Genomic DNA, 17,681 nt, shown 5'->3' with positions numbered 1-17,681 from the left:
CTTTGCAATGCGTCGTTTTTAAGCCCTTTACCTAACGACTGGTAGGAAGGAGAAATGACATATGGCATGGATTTATGTAATCATCGCTGGTATTATTGAAATATTTTGGGTGATTGGACTAAAAAAAGCAGAGGCACCACTTGAATGGGCTGGTGTTGCTCTATTAATTACAATTAGTTTCGTCTTATTATTTAGAGCTTATAAAGATTTACCTGTCGGCACTGTATACGCAGTCTTTACAGGAATCGGAGCTGGCGGAATCGTTCTTACAGAGATTTTCATCTTCGGAGAACCTTTCTCTATCGTAAAAGTTTTATTAATCGGTTTAATCTTCTTCGGAGTAATTGGTTTAAAACGAGTAACAGAAGAAAAAGAAGCGAAGGAGGCCGCATAAAATGGCTTGGGTATTTTTAATTCTAGCTGGTATTTGTGAAATTATTGGTGTACTCTTTATGAAAGTAGCCACTGAAAAGAAAGGCTGGGCACCAAAAGTTATTTTAATCGCTAACTTCGGCGTAAGCTTCTTCTTCTTATCTCTTGCGATGAACACATTACCGATGGGAACTGCTTACGCAATTTGGACTGGAATCGGAACTGCTGGAAGTGCACTTCTAGGCATTCTCATTTTCCGAGAATCAGCGGATTGGCGTCGTCTTGCTTTCTTAAGCTGTATTCTATGCGGCGCTGTTGGCTTAAAACTATTAAGCTAACGTGAGGTGAATGTCATGTGGAAAGAAAAAGGAAAGAAAATATTAGCATGGATCACACTTGGTATCCTCATTCTATTACAAATAAGTTTTCATATAATAGAATCATTGTTTCATAAAGTATTATCCATTCTCACATTCCTTCCTAACATGACACTTGAAATTATATCGATTGTTTGGTCCATTATCGCCTCCATTGCAATCGTCATTATATGGAGTATCGCCAAACTATGGAATAAGTTATTTAAAAAGGACAGTATTTCTGAAAAAGAATAACTGTCCTTTTTTATATTCATTCAGACTTTCTGTAGAAGTTACATGTGATAAGACAAAACAGACCAATTATGGCAATACTTATATCAACCCCTTTATGCAAACTTGGAAATAGTGGTGGTATATTAGAATAAAAATTTGCTAATATGAGACCGATTGAAAATAAAAATACCCCTATTCTATATAACCATTTTCTTTTGTTCATCATTCTCCCCTCCTAAAATTTTTCATACACTCCTTTCTTTTGGACATACTACCTAAAAAAGGAGTGGATAATATGCAAAATTCTATACATAAGCAAATCCTATTTTTATTTTTCCTCTTTCTTATTCTCGTTATCGTTTTCAGCTTTATATTACATACTCCAAAAGATGTACCAAATAGCGTTTCTTTTTATAAACTACTGCTCTCGTATTGTCGTTATTGAAGAAGGTGCCTTTTTGAAATTTCCCCAAGAAAAAAAGACCAACATTTTCCTGTTGGTCTTTCGTATATGTATCACTTTTCAAAGCGATCTAACATCTCGTCTCTCATTCCGAAACTTACTACTGCAATTCCTATATACATAAACAGAAGGAATGCCGGATGAACCGTGTTGTACCAGCTGCTGTCAACGATTAAGTAAATCGTTAATGCGACAACAAGAACAAACGCTAAGATAAACATATAAAAGTGTCTTGTACTACCCATGATAAACTCCTCTCTTCTCACTTCACCATTCAACAGTTTATTTTATCGAATAATTCGATATGACTCAAGGTTAACTTTCTGTTATGTAATCAAGTTCTACCTTTACAATGTCCTCACATGCTATTGAAATGATTGTTCCTTGTTTATCAATCGCCGTCACTTCTCTATTATCCATTACACGATTTGCTACTCTTTCTAACACTTTTCCTTGGTCTCGATAGCAAAATTCTTTTACATCTTTAATTGTTTCTCCATTTTCTAAATGGTATACCATTCTATAACATCGATATCCCACACTTTCACCCCCGTCTTGTTCGTTTTTTCACATATACATAAAAATGAGTAATCTTTGCCTCATCACATCTTCTTAATTTCAATAAAATTCTAACAAAAATAAATACTTTTATCAAACCGACTTTTTCAACAAAACTACCTATAAAACTACACCTTTACACCATTAGGAAACAAAAAATATATTTTTTTAACATTTTCTTCACTATTTCTGCATAAAGTGAAACTTTATTCAGTGGGGATTTTTGTTCATCCCCACTGATTATTAGTTGAACCAATCGGGCATTTACGGACAGTTTATCTCCCACCTGGCTTCTTTGCACCAGCTAAGTTTTGAGTTGGAAGTTTACTGTCCGTTAATGCGGGACAAATTATCCATACAAAAAAAGAACCCGCCTCAGCGAGTTCTTCTTTTGTTATTCTAATCAAACTTGTACAGGAGCTGGCTTTGCATAACGTAAAACTGGTTTACGTGCAGCCATCGTTTCGTCTAAACGTTTAATGACTGTCGTATGCGGTGCTTCTTGTACAACTTCTGGATTTTCTTCTACTTCTTTAGCGATTTGAATCATCTTATCAATGAAACCATCTAATGTTTCTTTTGATTCTGTTTCTGTGGGCTCAATCATAATACATTCTTCCACATTTAATGGGAAGTAAATTGTTGGTGGATGGTAACCAAAATCAAGCAGACGTTTTGCAATATCTAATGTACGTACACCAAGTTTCTTTTGACGACGACCTGATAATACAAATTCATGCTTACAATGTCTATCGAATGGAAGATCATAGAATGGCGCTAATCTTCTCATCATATAGTTCGCATTTAATACAGCATACTCCGTTACTGCACGCAAACCATCTGGACCCATAGAGCGAATATACGTGTATGCACGAACGTTAATTCCGAAGTTACCATAGAATGGTTTCACACGACCAATTGCTTCTGGGCGGTCGTAGTTGAAGTGATAACCACTTTCCGTTTTCTCTAAAATCGGTTTTGGTAAGTACGGAATTAAATCAGCTTTCACACCTACTGGACCAGAACCTGGGCCACCACCGCCGTGAGGACCTGTAAATGTTTTATGAAGGTTTAAATGCACAACGTCAAACCCCATATCTCCTGGGCGTGCTTGGCTTAATACCGCATTTAAGTTTGCACCATCATAGTATAACTTACCGCCTGCATTATGGACGATTTCTGCCATTTCTAAAATATTTTCTTCGAATAGACCTAATGTATTAGGATTTGTTAACATAAGTGCTGCTGTTTCTTCGTTTACAACACGTTTTAAGTCTTCTAAGTCAACAAGGCCATTTTCATTTGATTTTACTGTAATTGTTTCAAAACCAGCTACAGTTGCAGATGCCGGGTTCGTTCCGTGAGCAGAGTCAGGTACAATTACTTTCGTACGGTTAAAGTCACCATTCGCTTCATGGTATGCACGAATTAACATTAAACCTGTCCATTCTCCGTGTGCACCAGCTGCTGGTTGTAAAGTAACAGTATCCATACCTGTAATTTCAATTAAATGCTCTTGTAAGTCATACATTAATTCCATTGCACCTTGTACTGTCTTTTCATCTTGCAGTGGATGAATATTTGCAAATCCTGCGAAACGAGCTACACTCTCATTAATTTTCGGATTATATTTCATCGTACAAGATCCAAGTGGATAGAATCCAGAATCAACACCGTGGTTACGGTTTGAAAGTGCTGTATAGTGGCGCATAATATCAAGTTCAGATACTTCTGGTAGCTCTGCATCTTCTACTCGAATATAATCGCTCTCAAACACATCTTCTAGTTTCACTTCTTCTACATCTAATTTGGGTAAGCTATATCCTATGCGTCCTTCTTTACTCACTTCAAAGATAAGTGCTTGGTCTTGGTTCTTCATTGGATAGCCCCCATTTCGTTTACAAGTGTGTCAATTTCCTCTTTTGTACGAAGCTCAGTTACTGCTACAAGCATATGGTTTTCATGCTCTTTATAATCACGGCCTAGATCGTAACCACCGATAATATTCTTTTGTAATAATGCATCGTTTACTTCTTTCACTGGACGTTTGCAATCTACAACAAACTCATTGAAGAATGGTCCAGCAAATGTTACTGTGAAGCCTTTCGCTTCAAATTGACGTTTTGCATACTGTGCTTTAGAAATATTTTGACGTGCCATTTCTTTCACACCTTGTTTACCAAGTGCCGTCATTGCAACAGAAGCTGCTAATGCATTTAACGCTTGGTTTGAACAAATATTAGACGTCGCTTTATCACGGCGAATATGCTGTTCACGTGCTTGTAACGTTAATACAAATCCACGTTTACCATCTGAATCTACAGTTTGTCCAACAAGACGTCCTGGAATTTTACGCATAAATGCTTTCGTTGTTGCAAAGTAACCACAGTGCGGTCCACCAAACTGCGTTGGAATACCGAATGGTTGTGCATCACCGATTACAATATCAGCACCAAATTTCCCTGGTGGTGTTAATGCGCCTAATGATAATGGATTTGAAGAAACGATAAATAATGATTTTTGTTGATGAACGATTTTTTCAATATCAGCTAATTTTTCAACTTGTCCGAAGAAGTTTGGATATTGAACGATTACACAAGCAACTGTATCATCTACTTCACTTTGTAATACGTCTAAATCTGTTACACCATCTTTATGATTAATTTCAACAACTTCAAGATTTTGACCTTTTGCATACGTTTCAAGTACTGCTCTTGATTCTGGATGAACCGCGCTAGATACAAGAATTTTCTTTTTGCGAGTATGGCCAGCTGCTAACATTGCCGCTTCAGCTAAAGCTGTACCCCCGTCATACATAGAAGAGTTTGCTACATCCATTCCTGTTAATTCACAAATCATTGTTTGGAATTCAAAGATTGCTTGTAATTCCCCTTGTGAAATTTCCGGTTGGTATGGTGTGTAAGCTGTATAAAATTCTGAGCGAGAAATAACATGATCTACAATTACTGGAGCATAATGATCGTATACGCCTGCTCCTAAGAAAGAAGCGTATTCTTTTAAGTTAGCATTTTTACTAGCCATTTGAGATAGCTCTTTTAAAAGCTCTGGCTCTGATTTTGCTTCTTTAATTTTTAAATCCCCTTTAAAACGAACACTCTCTGGAATATCAGAGAATAATTCATCGATCGTTTGAACGCCGATCGTTTGTAACATTTCTTTTTTGTCTTCTTCTGTCATTGGAAGATAACGATGCAACATGAAATCTACCCCTCTCCCCGTTACTTTGAACGTTTGTAAAATGGTGTTGGAACAACTACTGCTTTGACGCGTTTATTACGAATTTCAATTTCTACTTCTGTATCAACTGCTGCGTATTTTACATCAATTAGTGCTAAACCAATGCTTTTCTTTAACGTTGGAGATTGTGTACCACTTGTTACTTCCCCAATTTTTTCTTCACCAATAAATACAGGGTAATGCGTACGAGGAATTCCACGTTCGATTACTTCGATGCCGACTAATTTACGAGGCGCACCGTTTTCTTTTTGCTCTTTTAACGTTGCTTTTCCAAAGAAGTCTGCTTCTTTATTTGTTTTTACCGCAAAGCCAATTCCAGCCTCAATCGGTGTAATATCTTTTGATAATTCTTGTCCATAAAGTGGTAATGTTGCTTCAAATCGAAGTGTATCACGAGCACCTAAACCACATGCTTTTAAGCCCTCTTCTGCTCCAACTTCAAGAAGTTTCTCCCAAAGTTTTGCAGCATCTTCACTCTTACAGTAAATTTCGAATCCATCTTCACCTGTGTAACCTGTACGAGATACAAGTGCTGGAATTCCGTCTACAAGAATATCGTTTTTAAATTTAAAGAACTTAATTTCTTTCAAATCTTCTGACACAACTTTTTGTAAAATGCCTTCTGCTTTTGGTCCTTGAATTGCAAGCTGTGCAACTTCACTAGAAACATTGACTACTGTCGCATCGCCAATTACATGACTTGCTAACCATTCGTAATCTTTCTCGATATTTGATGCATTGATTACTAATAAATAGTCTTCTTCACCACGTTTGTAGATTAATAAATCATCTACTGTACCACCATTTTCGTAGCACATAGCTGTATATTGTGCGCCCCCTACCTTTAAGGTAGATACGTCATTTGTAACAACACGTTGTAAAAATGCTAAACTATCTACACCTTTTACTTCAACTTCTCCCATATGAGACACATCGAACAAACCTGCAGCTGTACGTACAGCTTCGTGTTCTTCTTTAATGCTTGAAAATTGAACTGGTAATTCCCAACCACCGAAGTCGATTGTTTTCCCACCATACTTCGCGTATACATCAAATAACGGTGTACGTTGTAATGTAATCATGCTCTCTCCCCCTTATGCTTTGACAAATCAATAAAAGTTGCTTCCCTTTTCTAAACATTTTCATTCTGAAAAGATAGGATATACGGAATCTCATTATATTTTTTTATGAAAGCGTAAATAAAAAATCACTTTCTTGGATAAAATACGAAAGATTCCACACATTTCACACCATTATCCTAACATCATTCGCTATATTTCATCAATATTCTAGCATAAAAAATAATTTAGAATTTTTTATGTTAAAACACAATAAATACAGCTTTTGAGATTTAATACTTTATTATTGTCTATCATATAGCCTTTAATAACGATAATTATGCCTTCTTTTAAGGAAAATCATCATACATTAAAAAATAATTACTTTAGTTTATAAAAGGTGGGAGAGTCGTAATGAATGTCGATATTTCCGTAGATCGGACGTGGCAAAACAATTTTTTAAATAGAATTGATGAAGATGGTCCTTGGACAAACTGGGATTTATATCACTTAGCTTATGAAACAGAAAAATCGTTACTTGTTCCTACTTTTGATGGACTACAAGCACCGAAACATTTATCCCATTTCACACCGCTTCCGCATCAATTAGAAGTCGCTCAAAATGTGATTGAACAAATGAACGGTAAAGCGATTCTAGCAGATGAAGTAGGCCTTGGAAAAACAATCGAAGCTGGACTTATTTTGAAAGAATACATGGTCCGCGGGCTCGTGAAAAAGGTACTTATACTTGTCCCAGCTTCTCTCGTATCACAATGGGCATACGAACTGAATACAAAGTTTTTCATTCCCGCTGTAGCACAAAAGAAAAGCTACTCATGGGAACAAGCTGACGTAATCGTATCGTCAATTGATACTGCGAAACGTTCACCACATCGCGATATCGTGTTGAACTTGGAATATGACCTTATTATTATCGATGAAGCACATAAACTAAAAAATAATAAAACAAAAAACTATGAATTTGCACAACGATTAAAAAAGAAGTTTTGCTTATTACTAACCGCTACTCCTGTTCAAAATAAGATTGATGAAATTTTTAACCTTGTTTCTTTATTAAAACCAGGACATTTAGGCAATCAATCCAACTTTGAAGAATATTACGCTTCCAAAAATCGCTCAGCCGAATCAGATGAAGACTTAAAAGCTCTCATTAACAAAGTAATGGTGCGAAATAGACGACATAATACCGGTATCGATTGGCCGAAGAGACATGTACGTACAATTTTTGTTGAGTTTAATGAACAAGAACAAGCTCTATATAATGATATCGAAAATTGGCGAGGACAAGACGCCTTCACATCTGCTTTCTCATCGTTAACTTTAAAACGGGAAGCATGTAGTAGTCGTGAGGCTGTTTACTATTCATTGAAAAAGCATGTAGAAAAAAGACAGAAAGAAAACGAACATTATATAAAAGATCCACATATCGATGTGCTAATGGACAAAATTAATCATATTCCTTTCAACTCAAAAGCAAATAAAGCTCTTGAGCTTATAAAAGAAATTGACGATAAAGTCGTTATCTTCACAGAATATCGAGCGTCACAAATGTACTTACAATGGTTTTTACAACAACACGGTATTTCTTCCGTTCCATTCCGCGGCGGGTTTAAACGCGGGAAGAAAGATTGGATGAAGGAGCTTTTCCAAAACCACGCACAAGTATTAATTGCAACTGAAGCTGGTGGTGAAGGGATTAACTTACAGTTTTGTAGCCATATGATCAATTATGATTTGCCATGGAATCCAATGCGTCTTGAGCAAAGAATCGGGCGTATTCACCGTCTCGGTCAAAAGAATGATGTTCATATTTATAACTTAGCTACAAAGCATACTGTTGAAGAACATATTCTGAAACTGTTATATGAAAAAATCAACTTATTCGAGCGTGTTATCGGTGAACTCGATGAAATTTTAACGAGAATTAATATGAAAAACATCGACGCGCACATTCAAGAAATTTTCGCGCAATCAAAAAGCGAAGGTGAAATTAGAATTAAGATGGAAAACTTAACATCTATTATCGACTTTGCGAAACGAAATGAAGCTGAGGTGCAAGGCTATGCAGCAACATGAAATTCATAATTACTTATACAATTTCTTTGAGGCGAATAACTGTGAAATTTTAGAACGTTCTCCTCATTTATTAGATGTACAGTTAACAATTGAGATGGATAAATTATTAATGAATCGCCCTTTTTATTGGCACTATCTTGAGAAAACAGGAGGCGTACCGAATCCGATGCGCCTTACTCTTATTACAAATCCAGAAAATGAAGAAAATGATGGTGAGCTTATTCACTACGGTTCACCACGTCTACATCAAATTTTCCAAACGACAAAAGAATTAGGCTCATACATACGTTTATATGAGGATGTAAGACATAATGGAGCAACACATACACCGCTCCACCCTTGGCTCGGTATTAATATAAAAGTTTCCTATCAATGTGATCGAAAAAAAGACATCCTTCACTCGATTGGTATTCATCTCATTTCTGGAACAATGATGGCAAACTTTCATGAAACATTAACAAACATTAAACTTACACCAAAAATACCTGATTTTTGTTTTACGCTCTCGCCCATCATTAAACCTCAAAGTGGTTTACAACGCATAGAAGACGCTTTAAAAAATATAATTGCAGAAGATGACCATACGTGGGCAAAAGAAGCAAGAGTGCGTTGGAATCATGATTTAGACCTTTTAAACCGTTTTTATGAAGAAAGTGACGAACTTCCTGAGAGCTATGAAATTGAAAAACAAGCTCTGCAAGAACAGTATGAACCACGTATTACAGTGCAAATTATTAACGGTGGACTCTTTTATGTTACCGCGAATCATTTTCTATCAAAATAAAGCTCCTTCTGCTTTAGAAGGAGCTTTATTTCGAGTTACTCTCTATCCTCATTACGCTCTTGTTGTTTTTGCTTTGCCATGCGTTTTTGATACGCACGATCCTTCGCGCTTACATGATTTGCATCAGTTGGAAGATTTTCTTTCGAACGTCCAATTCCATTGCTCATCTTTCCCACTCCTTTTTACGTTTTTCAGAATACATGTTTATTTTCAGCTAGAGTGACAATCCTTATACAAAAAAATAAGAGCAGCCATTGGCCACTCTTACTCGCTCACATATTTTTGAAACATATCATGGATGCCTTTATTTACTAGGTTCGAGATCTGCTCGTCAGATTTATTCGGATAACGATCACGCAATCTGATAGATGCCTTCACCATTAAATTTTCTAATACAGAACGGCCACCTTCTCCATAAATAATTTCAGCATATTTAACAAGCCTTCCATCCTCTACTGTTGCTGGATTATGATTGAAGAAAAATTTACTCATTGTCTCCACCTCTCTCTTTTGATAACGTTTACATTTATATAGATTATTTATGTTATTTATTTCACAATATTGTATGCATGTATATTTAATTAGTTTCATTATAAAGCAACATATCGATAGTAAATATGTGATTTTCCGTCCATTTTGTGAACAAATTAAAAATGAAAGCGTTTCCTTTATTATATACTAAAAAAACTTACTACGCTAGGGGCAATTTTTTTCAATCTACTAACCCCTCGAAAATTGATATATTTTTTCTTTTCCCATTAAACCTTATACAATTTTCAGAAATTATATTATAAAATATATGTATGACTTAAGGAGGCTTTGTATGAATCAAAATAAAAAAGCTATATTAGATCTTGTCTTTTATCTCGTAATCCCATTCCTCATTTGGAAATTTGCAAAACCTTATATCGATCCTTATTACGCGATGTTACTTTCCTCTGTTCCGGGGATTATTTATACACTGTATACCTTTAAAAAAGAAAAACAGTTTAACGTGACAGGGTTCTTTATTCTAATTACACTCATTTCTAATACAACGGTAGATTTATTATCTGGTTCAGCTGAACGAATGTTGTGGAATGATGCATATTATCACATCGTACTCGGTATTATCGTCATCTGTACAATTTTCATAAAAAAACCACTCATGTTATATTTCGCTGCGGATATTGCAGCGCTGCAAGGCCATGATCGCGACAAAAGTCGTGAGCTTTATCGTGATAGTCGTATATATCCAGCACTGCAATATTTAACGTTATTTTTCGGGCTGCAATTTATATTAAAAAGCTTCTTAAAAATTTATTTCATCTCTGTTTTTGGTGTAGATGGCTATGGTGAAATGAGAGCCATTATGACCGCTGTCGGCTGGGGCATTTCTATTTGTATCGGAATAGGGTTCGTATGGGTGAACAATAAAATACATGCCGTTACGGAAGAACAAGAATCCGTGCAGTAAATAAAAATCCCCTAGTGTAATACGACACTAGGGGATTTTTGGTTTGCTAAACATATGACTAAAATTCAACTTGATTTTTTTCTTTTACTTTTTACATTTCGGCAAAACAAAGCAGCACTCAGCGGCATAACACCAAACCACTTATTCATAAATGGCTCTTTTTCAGCACGGCGTTGTTCTTTCTTTTGTTTTCGATCTTCTTTTGGAGCATCCATATACGACACAAACTGCTGCGTCACAAAGCGAACATAATCATTAGTAGACATATTATCATCACCTCTACTTGATTAGTATGTCCACTTTTTTATACATTAATCTTTTCCTTTAATTCATTCATAATTTGCTTTACAGACTTATTTGTCGTATCGATATAAATGTGAGCCTCTTCATAATAAGCTCGGCGTGATTCAAATTTCGTTACAAATGCATCTATATCTTTCTTTTGAAATAGTGGACGTGTCGTATCTTCACGAAGCCTTTCTGCAATTACATGCGGATCACAATATAAATACACGACAGTTCCGTTCTCTTTCATCCACTTGCGATTTTCCGCTCGTTCAATAATTCCCCCACCAGTTGTAATAATGACATTATGGACTGGTAGCGCACGTAACATTTCGCTTTCATATTCCCGAAAAGCCATTTCGCCTTCTTCGGCAAAAATTTTTCGAATTGCCTTCTCTTGCTTCTCTTCGATTTTTTGATCAGTATCTACAACATCCATATGAAGTTCTTTACTTAACGCTTTTCCAATTGTTGTTTTCCCTGCTCCCATGTAGCCGGTTATGTATATAGATTTCATTTTCTGTCCTCTCAATCGTCATTTATTAATTGTTATTATAACGAAAGATGCTACTTTGTTTAATAAAAAAACGTTTTGTTCTTATACTATGAAGAACAAAACGTAACACTCACTTTTACTTATAAGTACCTCTTCTCACCCACTGCGTTGCAATCCATTTCTCACCTTTCGTTACAGGTGCCCCTCCGTGTAACGTAAGCTCATTTAGTGATTGATCTTGATAAAAATACTCAAAGTATACTGCCATTCCCTTTCTAGGGTGTACAGAAAGATTTAATTTCGGGAAGTACGTTTCCCCGCCTTCTTCTACATCATTTAAGTACATTACAAGCGTACTAATACGATTGTTAGCAGCTGATCTACTATGTTCCGCAAAATAATCATAGTGTGCTTTATATTGTTGGTCCACTTCATAATTTAAAATGTGTAATCCTTCACCATGCGACGCAGGAACATTCATGATAGATGAAATTCGTTTTTCAATCTTTGAAGTAAGTTCATTGTCTTCCAAAAATGCACCGCTACTTGTTCGAATATCATTTACATCACGTGATGAACCAATTTTAGAACGCTCCATTTTATTTTTAGACATTTCAATCAATTCATCACACTCTTCATCACTTAGTACATTTGCTAATACGACAATAAGAGGTTCTTCGAATTTTGAAATAATGTGTATTTCTCTATCTTCTGTCATAATCGTATTTCCTTTATGATCAAAAATAGTTTGTTCCTTATTTTCACCTATTTGATTGTTGTTTGTCATTTCCCTATTCTCCCTAAAAATAATGATTGGATAGCATGAATATATCATATTCTTTCTACCTTTCTCTTTTTTGAGAAAATTTAAACTTTTAATCATTATATTTATCCATTTCTTCTAAAAAATCAATTCAATTTACAATAGAAAATCCTGGTTTATCTCCATATATTTCACATATTATCCTTCTATCCAATCGACTATTTTTCCATCCTTTTTTCTATACCGAAAACTCACCGTATAGAAAGCTTCCTGTTTTAGTGTGCACTGCAACGTAACGAGAATTAAATCATTTTCAAAGACATAATTTCCACTCGCTTCTCCCTTTTCATACTGAAAGAAAAATGTACCTTCTTTTTCTTTTTGCTGTAAATCTTTTTTTATATCTGTAATAGATCGGTTAAGTAATTCATCCAATAAAAACTTTTGTTCTATTTCTATATAAAAATTTTTATCTGTAAACAACATATTTGTTTCGTATATAAAAAAAGAAGTTAATAAAATAAGAAAGATAATCGTTCCAGGCATTGTAAATCCATTTTGCTTTCTCATACGTTTATTCCTATTTCGCTATATCGCATAACTACACCTTCATATATTTTCCCACTAGTATCTTTCACATTTATAATGAGTACATGAGGTGTTAGTTTGTAAGAAACCGTTCCAATATTTTGTAAAACAACTTCCCTCCCGCGCCTATTTACCTTTCTTATAAGACGACTATTCTCTTTTTCATACGATACTTCACTCCCATTACGCGATCGGAATCGTAAAATACTTTCTCCATTTTCAAATGATAGCTGTTCTCCAGATGATACTTCACGAAACTCCAATTGCATTTGCCCTAAATACACATCCCACTCCCAATCATTTAACCCTTTCGACTGTTTATTTTCCATTTCAATGAAATGTAGGCGGGGAAAGAGCAAAAAAAATATTGATAATAGAAACAGACATACAATCATTTCTATTAATGAAAAACCAAATTCTAATTTATTTTTTCTCCTACATAAAAGCATTGTTCCATCATTCTGTCTTTCACATCTTTCCACATGGTACAAACTTCATTGCCTCCCCAATATGTGTAATACACAATTCCATTTATATTCTTTTCTATTATTCGCTTGTCTTCATTTCCATACATATATATAGCTGCTTCTTTTTTTAATAATCCAGTTGCCTTATAACGAATTTGTATATTTTTTCTTTCTTGCATAACTAATACTGTTTGCGGTAGTAGTAACGATACAGCCATCATTAAAACACTTAACGATACAATCATTTCAGCCATTATGGATCCTTTTTGACATTTCACGATACGTAAATCTCCCTCTTCCAAGCTGAAATACAATTTCATATTTATAATTTCTATACGAAATTATAATCGTACCACCTCTATTAATATTTCCACTTGGATTATATGTCATCGGATTTGGAAACGTATGCAAATCAATTTGTATATCTTCTTCATACTCTCGCTTGACGATATAATACTTTGTACCTGACTCTTTTATAGCATACATATTTCTATCTTTATGCCAACGTAATGTATAGTGCTTTTGACGGTTTATCGCTAATTGCTGCATATACAAAATATCATTTGAAAACTGCCTCAAAAATTGTTCAACTTTTTGTCGCTCGTATAAGGAATGCACGCCAAAATACGTAACTATACTTAATACAGAAATAGCAAATAAAACGAGTAACATTTCTAAAAAAGTAAACCCCTGTTGTTTCACAACGCCCTAATTGATACTGCGCCATCATCTGAAATATGAATAGATTCGCCATTCGGGCACTTATCAGTTGTAATATACTTTTCATCTGTCAGTTCTTTTAACGATGGAATTTTATTATGTTGTAATTGATATACTTGTATTTGCGCTTCTATAGCTTTCACGTAAGCTGCACACCCTTTTCCTTGGACCGATGAGCGCTGTGTAACTACATTCGGAATAATTAATAGTAATAATATAGTTATGACAACCATCACTAATAGCATCTCTAACAGAGTAAATCCTTCCTCATTCTGCATACAAATGCCCCCTAAATAGAATTCATCATTTGAAACATCGGCATAATCATCGCTAAATACATAAGGACAACGATTCCTCCAATACATGTAAATAAAATAGGCTGAATGATAACTAACATATGTTTAATTTTCCGTTCCATCTTTTCCATAATAAGATCGCTATAGTCACCTAATTCAATCCCTAAATTGCCGTTTGCTTGTCCATGCGTAATAACATAAGAAAGTTCTTTCTCGTAATACCCACTTTTAGCAATGATAGATTGTAACTGTTCTCCTCCAATTAATTGTCTTTCAATCCGGCTCGCTTCATATTTAAAGAACGGATGATATCTTTGCTCCATCATTATTGTTAAAGCTTCACATACTGATAGTCCACCATTTAATAAACCACTCAACTGAGTAGCAAAATAATGTGAATGCTTTAAAATAAGAAATGTTTTGATGAGGGGAATACGAAGCATAATTTTTACCTGTCTAATATGTGGAAGTTTCCTAAAATACAACATGTATAAAATACCTCCAATAATAACAGTTAAAATAGCGACTAAAATAATGTAAGGTAGCAGTTTTATTGCACTTAAAATTTTTTCTGTAAGTAGTGGTGTATTAGAACCGAACGAACTATAAACCATTTCAACCTGAGGTAATAAAATGAGTTTAAAAATAAAGAGCATGATTAGTAGAAAAAACATCAAGAACATAGGATACTGCATTATTTTCATCATGTCTCTCCTATACTTATCTTTCTTATAAAGAAGTGCACTTCCTTGTTGCAAAGCAAAAGAAATATCACCATGTTGCTCGGCATAAAATAAATAACTTAACATGTCCTGATGAAACTTTAACTGATGAAAAGAATCGTGTAGACTTTTCCCATCTTTTAACTCCTCAATCATGCGCTGCAATTGTACTTTCTTTTCTACAGGTAATTGAAACTGTAAAAATTCTAATGCTTGTAAAAGAGAGTAGCCTTTTTCTAATAATTCTCCTAAACGTTTCAACAATACTACTTGATCACTTAAACTCCAAGTTTTCTTAAACATAAACATCTTCTTCTAAAAAACCTAAAGCATATCCTTTTCGTATTGATGATTCTAAAGTCTCATGTTTGTAAGTAACACATTCTCCATCAGCTTCTTTAAGCGCTTGTTTTAACTCATATCCATATAGTAGCTCATAAATGCTAGCCTGCCTTACTTGCCTCATTGATTTACATAAAGTTGAGCACTTTCCTCTGCAAAACGGACACTTCAATTCGACAAGTCGCTGTGCAGCTACAGCCAATAAAGACTGTTCAATCTCTTGCCTCGTTATACCATAATCTATGAAACGAATGATTGCTCCTTTCGCATCATTCGTATGCAGCGTTGTCATTACTAAATGTCCTGTCAAACTTGCTCTTATAGCTATTTTTGCTGTTTCTTCATCACGGATTTCACCTACTAAAATAATATCTGGATCATGACGTAAAATAGCCTTTAATCCTGTTTCATATGTGAGACCCGCTTTTTCATTTATTTGAATTTGTAATACATCGTCACTTCTTTTTTCAACCGGATCTTCAAGTGTAATGATGCGACGTGTTTTCTTTTTTCTAATTACCTCTAATAATGCATACATTGTCGTCGTCTTCCCAGATCCAGTCGGTCCAGTAAACACAAGTAGCCCCTGTGAATAGCGTAAAAACGAGAGTAGTTTTGCTGCCGTACTTGGAAATAACGAAAGATGTGATAAGGGCTGAACAGATGCTTGTAAATGAAGACGAATAACAAGACTTTCTTGATATACTGTTGGAAGTGTGGAAAGGCGTAAATACACTTCTTGTCCATCAATTTGCAAATACAACGAACCATTCTGTGGCTTCCGTTTCTCGCCTATGTCCATAGATGCTAAAAATTTGAAATGTGAGACAAGTTTTTCTCCAAACTCCTTTTCAATACACTGTCTCGTCATTAAATCTTTTCCTATACGTAGTTGCACCGCTACATCCTTCTGCCGAGGCACAATATGTAAATCTGACGCTTGTACCCTACACGCTTCTTTTAAAATTGCATTCGCAAAAATTTCAATCCCATTCATCACTTTTCCCTCCTCACTATGTATATAGCATGAAAACATGCGCAATAAAAATTTGGACTTTTGTATTTTCAATAGAGGAAAAAGGAAAAATATGTTTGTGAAATTATGAACAATTTCCGAATTATTGTCTGAAATTACCTATACTCATGTTTATCTGTATTATAATGTTATTATCTTGGATAAAGTGATAAAGGTGGAGATCCTCATGGAACAAGCTTTAAAAATTACAGGTGTATTATCTGACCCAACTCGTTATTACATTTATAAATATATTTCGCAAAAACATAGTTACGTAACGGTACAAGAAATTGCAGATGAGTTTGACATTCATCCAAACGTAGCGCGTTTACATTTATCTAAACTAGAAGATGTTCATATGTTAAAATCGGAAACGAAGAAAACTGGAAAAGGCGGACGACCGAGCAGATTGTATGTCTTATCTGAAGATGTTATCCAATTACAATTTCCATTCCGTGATTATCAATTGTTAGCAAGAATCGCATTTAATTCTTTACTTAGCCTTGGCGCTGCTGGTGAAAAAGCGCTATACGAAACAGGAAAACAATTCGGAGCTGAATTAATGCAACAACATATGCAACGTTTAAATGTGAGTGAAGATGCTTTAACAGTGGAACAAAAAGTTCAAATTGCAAAAGAAGCTTTCTCAACAGCTGGCTTATCACCTGCATTTGAATTAAGTGCAGATGGAACAAAAATTTTCTATGATGTACACAATTGTCCATTTAAAGAAGTTGCTGTTCATCATCCAACTGAAATTTGTAACATGCACGGAGATATGATGAAAGGAATTTTTGAAATCCTATTCCCTAACATGGAATTAACTCGAAATGATAGTCTATTAGATGGATGTAAATCTTGTAATTATAAACTAACAATTTAATTTTTCATATAAAAAGAAGCCAATAATAATTGGCTTCTTTTTATATGAACGAATATTTACAATAGTAAGAAAAATAAACTATAATGAGGTGAGGTTTACTTTTTTTAGAAAAGGAGGGAGATCGCATGGAGCGCATGTTTCGCGTTCTCGGCTTTTGGACTGGAATTTTCTCGGTCATGTTTTACGTAGGGGATATGCAACCGGCCGCACTACTATTTTTAGGACAAACAGGTTTCTTCGTACTTTTAAGCTATTTAAAATTAACAGAGCGTATGTATATATACGTATTTGGGGCATATTTAACTGTTTTCTTCATAGGATTTACATACTACACGACATTCTTACTTGTGCCTGGGGCTGGACATTAAAAGATGGCATTTTGCCATCTTTTTTTAATTCCGGAATTTCCTAGTTGACTTATAGGTTTTATTACCTTATATTCTATATAACAGATTGGAATTAGGGGGA

28 protein-coding genes are annotated in these 17,681 nt (G+C 34.9%); 9 read left to right on the top strand and 19 right to left on the bottom strand.

Annotation, left to right across the window (positions count from 1 at the left end):
• Positions 1-61: 61 nt before the first annotated feature.
• The 3 genes from MKY38_RS00910 to MKY38_RS00900 are packed head-to-tail and all read left to right on the top strand — an operon-like array spanning position 62 to position 983.
• Positions 62-394 carry a DMT family transporter gene (locus MKY38_RS00910; RefSeq protein WP_000312339.1) on the top strand — a complete coding sequence of 111 codons (333 nt, stop codon included), beginning with the start codon at positions 62-64 and terminating at the stop codon, positions 392-394.
• Position 395: 1 nt separating this feature from the next.
• Positions 396-710 carry a DMT family transporter gene (locus MKY38_RS00905; RefSeq protein ID WP_000312623.1) on the top strand — a complete coding sequence of 105 codons (315 nt, stop codon included), beginning with the start codon at positions 396-398 and terminating at the stop codon, positions 708-710.
• A 15-nt stretch (positions 711-725) separates the two neighbouring features.
• Positions 726-983 carry a DUF3975 family protein gene (locus MKY38_RS00900; protein ID WP_000265368.1) on the top strand — a complete coding sequence of 86 codons (258 nt, stop codon included), beginning with the start codon at positions 726-728 and terminating at the stop codon, positions 981-983.
• Between the two features lie 16 nt (positions 984-999).
• Here the strand turns inward: MKY38_RS00900 and MKY38_RS00895 are convergent, their stop codons facing one another.
• From MKY38_RS00895 to gcvT, 7 genes are all read right to left on the bottom strand, one after another.
• On the bottom strand, positions 1,000-1,188 hold the full coding sequence (locus MKY38_RS00895) for a hypothetical protein (RefSeq protein ID WP_114555872.1): 189 nt from the start codon (positions 1,186-1,188) through the stop codon (positions 1,000-1,002).
• A gap of 290 nt (positions 1,189-1,478) precedes the next feature.
• Entirely contained in the window at positions 1,479-1,670 is a 192-nt protein-coding gene (locus tag MKY38_RS00890; protein ID WP_000535933.1) for a hypothetical protein, read from the bottom strand.
• 70 nt (positions 1,671-1,740) lie between these two features.
• Complete coding sequence (locus tag MKY38_RS00885) at positions 1,741-1,944, bottom strand: DUF3929 family protein (protein ID WP_000262496.1); 204 nt, start codon at positions 1,942-1,944, stop codon at positions 1,741-1,743.
• Between the two features lie 314 nt (positions 1,945-2,258).
• The gene (locus MKY38_RS00880) at positions 2,259-2,390 is read right to left on the bottom strand and encodes a glycine dehydrogenase (RefSeq protein ID WP_075677897.1); all 132 of its coding nucleotides are present in this window, start codon (positions 2,388-2,390) and stop codon (positions 2,259-2,261) included.
• Entirely contained in the window at positions 2,387-3,862 is a 1,476-nt protein-coding gene (gcvPB, locus tag MKY38_RS00875; RefSeq protein WP_000795703.1) for an aminomethyl-transferring glycine dehydrogenase subunit 2, read from the bottom strand. The genes MKY38_RS00880 and gcvPB overlap by 4 nt, the downstream gene beginning before the upstream one ends.
• On the bottom strand, positions 3,859-5,202 hold the full coding sequence (gene gcvPA / locus MKY38_RS00870) for an aminomethyl-transferring glycine dehydrogenase subunit 1 (RefSeq protein ID WP_000903240.1): 1,344 nt from the start codon (positions 5,200-5,202) through the stop codon (positions 3,859-3,861). The genes gcvPB and gcvPA overlap by 4 nt, the downstream gene beginning before the upstream one ends.
• A 20-nt stretch (positions 5,203-5,222) precedes the next feature.
• Positions 5,223-6,323 (bottom strand): glycine cleavage system aminomethyltransferase GcvT, encoded by a 1,101-nt coding sequence (gene gcvT, locus MKY38_RS00865; protein ID WP_000631769.1) that lies wholly within the window; start codon positions 6,321-6,323, stop codon positions 5,223-5,225.
• 390 nt (positions 6,324-6,713) lie between these two features.
• Between gcvT and MKY38_RS00860 the strand changes: the two genes are divergently transcribed.
• Together MKY38_RS00860 and MKY38_RS00855 are read left to right on the top strand one after the other, a co-directional pair.
• Positions 6,714-8,396 carry a DEAD/DEAH box helicase gene (locus MKY38_RS00860; RefSeq protein WP_001100037.1) on the top strand — a complete coding sequence of 561 codons (1,683 nt, stop codon included), beginning with the start codon at positions 6,714-6,716 and terminating at the stop codon, positions 8,394-8,396.
• Entirely contained in the window at positions 8,383-9,180 is a 798-nt protein-coding gene (locus tag MKY38_RS00855; RefSeq protein ID WP_001183964.1) for a YqhG family protein, read from the top strand. The genes MKY38_RS00860 and MKY38_RS00855 overlap by 14 nt, the downstream gene beginning before the upstream one ends.
• 35 nt (positions 9,181-9,215) lie before the next feature.
• On the opposite strand, the gene MKY38_RS00850 is transcribed toward MKY38_RS00855, so the two are convergent.
• Together MKY38_RS00850 and MKY38_RS00845 are read right to left on the bottom strand one after the other, a co-directional pair.
• A complete protein-coding gene (locus MKY38_RS00850) occupies positions 9,216-9,347 on the bottom strand; it encodes a hypothetical protein (protein WP_000064668.1) in 132 nt (43 codons plus the stop codon).
• Between the two features lie 97 nt (positions 9,348-9,444).
• A complete protein-coding gene (locus MKY38_RS00845) occupies positions 9,445-9,672 on the bottom strand; it encodes a hypothetical protein (protein WP_000032702.1) in 228 nt (75 codons plus the stop codon).
• A gap of 73 nt (positions 9,673-9,745) precedes the next feature.
• On the opposite strand from MKY38_RS00845, the gene MKY38_RS00840 reads away from it, so the two are divergent.
• Both MKY38_RS00840 and MKY38_RS00835 read left to right on the top strand, forming a co-directional pair.
• Positions 9,746-9,862, top strand: a complete 117-nt coding sequence (locus tag MKY38_RS00840; protein ID WP_001987222.1) for a hypothetical protein — start codon at positions 9,746-9,748, stop codon at positions 9,860-9,862.
• A 141-nt stretch (positions 9,863-10,003) separates the two neighbouring features.
• Positions 10,004-10,636, top strand: a complete 633-nt coding sequence (locus MKY38_RS00835; protein WP_001073111.1) for a VC0807 family protein — start codon at positions 10,004-10,006, stop codon at positions 10,634-10,636.
• A gap of 65 nt (positions 10,637-10,701) precedes the next feature.
• Here the strand turns inward: MKY38_RS00835 and MKY38_RS00830 are convergent, their stop codons facing one another.
• From MKY38_RS00830 to comGA, 10 genes are all read right to left on the bottom strand, one after another.
• Entirely contained in the window at positions 10,702-10,902 is a 201-nt protein-coding gene (locus MKY38_RS00830) for a YqzE family protein (RefSeq protein WP_114555871.1), read from the bottom strand.
• Between the two features lie 38 nt (positions 10,903-10,940).
• Complete coding sequence (gene aroK / locus MKY38_RS00825; RefSeq protein WP_114555870.1) at positions 10,941-11,438, bottom strand: shikimate kinase AroK; 498 nt, start codon at positions 11,436-11,438, stop codon at positions 10,941-10,943.
• 115 nt (positions 11,439-11,553) lie between these two features.
• Positions 11,554-12,204: a 2OG-Fe(II) oxygenase gene (locus MKY38_RS00820; RefSeq protein ID WP_000183857.1), complete on the bottom strand. Its 651-nt coding sequence runs from the start codon at positions 12,202-12,204 to the stop codon at positions 11,554-11,556.
• A 174-nt stretch (positions 12,205-12,378) separates the two neighbouring features.
• The gene (gene comGG / locus MKY38_RS00815) at positions 12,379-12,750 is read right to left on the bottom strand and encodes a competence type IV pilus minor pilin ComGG (RefSeq protein ID WP_001231318.1); all 372 of its coding nucleotides are present in this window, start codon (positions 12,748-12,750) and stop codon (positions 12,379-12,381) included.
• Positions 12,747-13,217, bottom strand: coding sequence for a competence type IV pilus minor pilin ComGF (gene comGF / locus MKY38_RS00810; RefSeq protein WP_114555869.1), 471 nt, complete (start codon positions 13,215-13,217; stop codon positions 12,747-12,749). Before comGF ends, comGG begins: the two co-directional genes overlap by 4 nt.
• Positions 13,187-13,489, bottom strand: a complete 303-nt coding sequence (locus tag MKY38_RS00805) for a type II secretion system protein (RefSeq protein WP_114555868.1) — start codon at positions 13,487-13,489, stop codon at positions 13,187-13,189. The genes comGF and MKY38_RS00805 overlap by 31 nt, the downstream gene beginning before the upstream one ends.
• Complete coding sequence (comGD, locus tag MKY38_RS00800; RefSeq protein WP_114555867.1) at positions 13,482-13,937, bottom strand: competence type IV pilus minor pilin ComGD; 456 nt, start codon at positions 13,935-13,937, stop codon at positions 13,482-13,484. Before comGD ends, MKY38_RS00805 begins: the two co-directional genes overlap by 8 nt.
• Positions 13,934-14,233 carry a competence type IV pilus major pilin ComGC gene (gene comGC / locus MKY38_RS00795; protein WP_001178684.1) on the bottom strand — a complete coding sequence of 100 codons (300 nt, stop codon included), beginning with the start codon at positions 14,231-14,233 and terminating at the stop codon, positions 13,934-13,936. Before comGC ends, comGD begins: the two co-directional genes overlap by 4 nt.
• Positions 14,234-14,244: 11 nt before the next feature.
• Complete coding sequence (comGB, locus tag MKY38_RS00790; protein ID WP_065222862.1) at positions 14,245-15,282, bottom strand: competence type IV pilus assembly protein ComGB; 1,038 nt, start codon at positions 15,280-15,282, stop codon at positions 14,245-14,247.
• Positions 15,269-16,312, bottom strand: a complete 1,044-nt coding sequence (comGA, locus tag MKY38_RS00785) for a competence type IV pilus ATPase ComGA (protein WP_070180498.1) — start codon at positions 16,310-16,312, stop codon at positions 15,269-15,271. Before comGA ends, comGB begins: the two co-directional genes overlap by 14 nt.
• Before the next feature lie 205 nt (positions 16,313-16,517).
• On the opposite strand from comGA, the gene MKY38_RS00780 reads away from it, so the two are divergent.
• Together MKY38_RS00780 and MKY38_RS00775 are read left to right on the top strand one after the other, a co-directional pair.
• Positions 16,518-17,213, top strand: coding sequence for a helix-turn-helix transcriptional regulator (locus MKY38_RS00780; RefSeq protein WP_000434125.1), 696 nt, complete (start codon positions 16,518-16,520; stop codon positions 17,211-17,213).
• A 125-nt stretch (positions 17,214-17,338) separates the two neighbouring features.
• Positions 17,339-17,581, top strand: coding sequence for a DUF2626 domain-containing protein (locus tag MKY38_RS00775; protein ID WP_000440716.1), 243 nt, complete (start codon positions 17,339-17,341; stop codon positions 17,579-17,581).
• The last annotated feature ends 100 nt before the right edge of the window (positions 17,582-17,681 follow it).

The sequence above is a fragment of the Bacillus sp. FSL R5-0585 genome, from assembly GCF_038004545.1.
Lineage (GTDB): Bacteria > Bacillota > Bacilli > Bacillales > Bacillaceae_G > Bacillus_A > Bacillus_A cereus.
This window is presented reverse-complemented; position numbering and strand designations above follow the sequence as displayed.

Bases quoted from the DNA above. Each gene is read 5' to 3' on its own strand.
- MKY38_RS00910 (WP_000312339.1), top strand. From the start codon at position 62: ATGGCATGGATTTATGTAATCATCGCTGGTATTATTGAAATATTTTGG.
- MKY38_RS00905 (WP_000312623.1), top strand. From the start codon at position 396: ATGGCTTGGGTATTTTTAATTCTAGCTGGTATTTGTGAAATTATTGGT.
- MKY38_RS00900 (WP_000265368.1), top strand. From the start codon at position 726: ATGTGGAAAGAAAAAGGAAAGAAAATATTAGCATGGATCACACTTGGT.
- MKY38_RS00895 (WP_114555872.1), bottom strand. From the start codon at position 1,188: ATGATGAACAAAAGAAAATGGTTATATAGAATAGGGGTATTTTTATTT.
- MKY38_RS00890 (WP_000535933.1), bottom strand. From the start codon at position 1,670: ATGGGTAGTACAAGACACTTTTATATGTTTATCTTAGCGTTTGTTCTT.
- MKY38_RS00885 (WP_000262496.1), bottom strand. From the start codon at position 1,944: ATGGTATACCATTTAGAAAATGGAGAAACAATTAAAGATGTAAAAGAA.
- gcvPB (WP_000795703.1), bottom strand. From the start codon at position 3,862: ATGAAGAACCAAGACCAAGCACTTATCTTTGAAGTGAGTAAAGAAGGA.
- gcvPA (WP_000903240.1), bottom strand. From the start codon at position 5,202: ATGTTGCATCGTTATCTTCCAATGACAGAAGAAGACAAAAAAGAAATG.
- gcvT (WP_000631769.1), bottom strand. From the start codon at position 6,323: ATGATTACATTACAACGTACACCGTTATTTGATGTATACGCGAAGTAT.
- MKY38_RS00860 (WP_001100037.1), top strand. From the start codon at position 6,714: ATGAATGTCGATATTTCCGTAGATCGGACGTGGCAAAACAATTTTTTA.
- MKY38_RS00855 (WP_001183964.1), top strand. From the start codon at position 8,383: ATGCAGCAACATGAAATTCATAATTACTTATACAATTTCTTTGAGGCG.
- MKY38_RS00850 (WP_000064668.1), bottom strand. From the start codon at position 9,347: ATGAGCAATGGAATTGGACGTTCGAAAGAAAATCTTCCAACTGATGCA.
- MKY38_RS00845 (WP_000032702.1), bottom strand. From the start codon at position 9,672: ATGAGTAAATTTTTCTTCAATCATAATCCAGCAACAGTAGAGGATGGA.
- MKY38_RS00840 (WP_001987222.1), top strand. From the start codon at position 9,746: ATGCATGTATATTTAATTAGTTTCATTATAAAGCAACATATCGATAGT.
- MKY38_RS00835 (WP_001073111.1), top strand. From the start codon at position 10,004: ATGAATCAAAATAAAAAAGCTATATTAGATCTTGTCTTTTATCTCGTA.
- MKY38_RS00830 (WP_114555871.1), bottom strand. From the start codon at position 10,902: ATGTCTACTAATGATTATGTTCGCTTTGTGACGCAGCAGTTTGTGTCG.
- aroK (WP_114555870.1), bottom strand. From the start codon at position 11,438: ATGAAATCTATATACATAACCGGCTACATGGGAGCAGGGAAAACAACA.
- MKY38_RS00820 (WP_000183857.1), bottom strand. From the start codon at position 12,204: ATGACAAACAACAATCAAATAGGTGAAAATAAGGAACAAACTATTTTT.
- comGG (WP_001231318.1), bottom strand. From the start codon at position 12,750: ATGAGAAAGCAAAATGGATTTACAATGCCTGGAACGATTATCTTTCTT.
- comGF (WP_114555869.1), bottom strand. From the start codon at position 13,217: ATGCTTTTATGTAGGAGAAAAAATAAATTAGAATTTGGTTTTTCATTA.
- MKY38_RS00805 (WP_114555868.1), bottom strand. From the start codon at position 13,489: ATGGCTGAAATGATTGTATCGTTAAGTGTTTTAATGATGGCTGTATCG.
- comGC (WP_001178684.1), bottom strand. From the start codon at position 14,233: ATGCAGAATGAGGAAGGATTTACTCTGTTAGAGATGCTATTAGTGATG.
- comGB (WP_065222862.1), bottom strand. From the start codon at position 15,282: ATGTTTATGTTTAAGAAAACTTGGAGTTTAAGTGATCAAGTAGTATTG.
- comGA (WP_070180498.1), bottom strand. From the start codon at position 16,312: ATGAATGGGATTGAAATTTTTGCGAATGCAATTTTAAAAGAAGCGTGT.
- MKY38_RS00780 (WP_000434125.1), top strand. From the start codon at position 16,518: ATGGAACAAGCTTTAAAAATTACAGGTGTATTATCTGACCCAACTCGT.
- MKY38_RS00775 (WP_000440716.1), top strand. From the start codon at position 17,339: ATGGAGCGCATGTTTCGCGTTCTCGGCTTTTGGACTGGAATTTTCTCG.